Consider the following 1,005-nt stretch of genomic DNA (forward strand, 5'->3'; position numbering starts at 1 on the left):
ACCCACGACCTCTTCGTCCCGAACGAAGCGCGCTGCCAAGCTGCGCTACACCCCGATGTCGCTGCTGTCCTGCTTGTCGCGGCGACGTCGTTTACTTTAGCCCACCGGTGGCTGTAGGCGAAATCCGGTTTTGGCGCGGCGGCGGACGGGGTTCGGGCGGGCGTGGTCGACGGCGACCAGGAGGACGGCGAGGGCGTAGAAGGCGAGGCCGAGGAGGAGGGCGTTGCCGAGGACGCTCTTGTAGCCGTGCAGGTCGACGTCGAGGAAGGGGTAGAGATAGCGGCCCGGCGTGCCGGGGAGGATCAGTTCGCCCCGGATGAAGGAGAGCGTCAGGTAGCCGAGGGGGTAGAGGAGCCAGGTCGCCGCCTGGCGCAGGTGCAGGCGGCCGGGGGCGGTCAGCAGGAGCCAGTCCAGGGCCGCGGTGACGGGGGTCGCCGTATGGAGGATCTGGTCGGTGACCCAGTGCCAGCCCGTCGGTGGGGCGGTCTCGCCGTTCATCGCGAACGGGCTCGATCCCTTGGCCAGCAGCAGGTGGTACACCAGGCCTGTGATCGTGATGTAGAGGAGCGCCGCTCCGGTCAGCCCCGAGGGGAGCGGACGGCGTGCCGACCACGCTCGACGGGCCGACATGGCCAGGACCAGGGCCAGCAGCAGGTTGCTCTGGATCGTGAAGTAGCTCAGGATCCGGACCGGGCTGCCGAGGAGCAGTTCGATCGTCACCGCCCCGGCCGCCGCGAGGGCGACCAGGAGGCGGTAGAGCGCGGTCAGTGGATGGCGTACGGGGGTCACCACCGCCGTGGCGGGGACCGGTGAGGGCAGCAGCGCGGGTACGCCCGGGACCGCGGGGAGGTCCGGGATGTCGCGGGGTATCGGGGCCGTCATGGCCCCAAGCTAGGCAAAGGGGGCATTTACGGCGATACGGGCGGGCCGTGTGGGTTAATCGCCCGTCTCGATCCGGAGCGGGCCTTGGGGGCTAGGGCGCGTGTCGAAAGTCCCGCCTGCCCC

1 protein-coding gene is annotated in these 1,005 nt (G+C 70.2%); it reads right to left on the bottom strand.

Annotated elements, in window-relative coordinates; genetic code table 11:
* Positions 1-96: 96 nt before the first annotated feature.
* A complete protein-coding gene (locus M8J74_RS44175; protein ID WP_249841771.1) occupies positions 97-882 on the bottom strand; it encodes a Pr6Pr family membrane protein in 786 nt (261 codons plus the stop codon).
* Between the last annotated feature and the right edge of the window lie 123 nt (positions 883-1,005).

It is taken from the genome of Streptomyces panaciradicis, from assembly GCF_023516615.1.
Lineage (GTDB): Bacteria > Actinomycetota > Actinomycetes > Streptomycetales > Streptomycetaceae > Streptomyces > Streptomyces panaciradicis.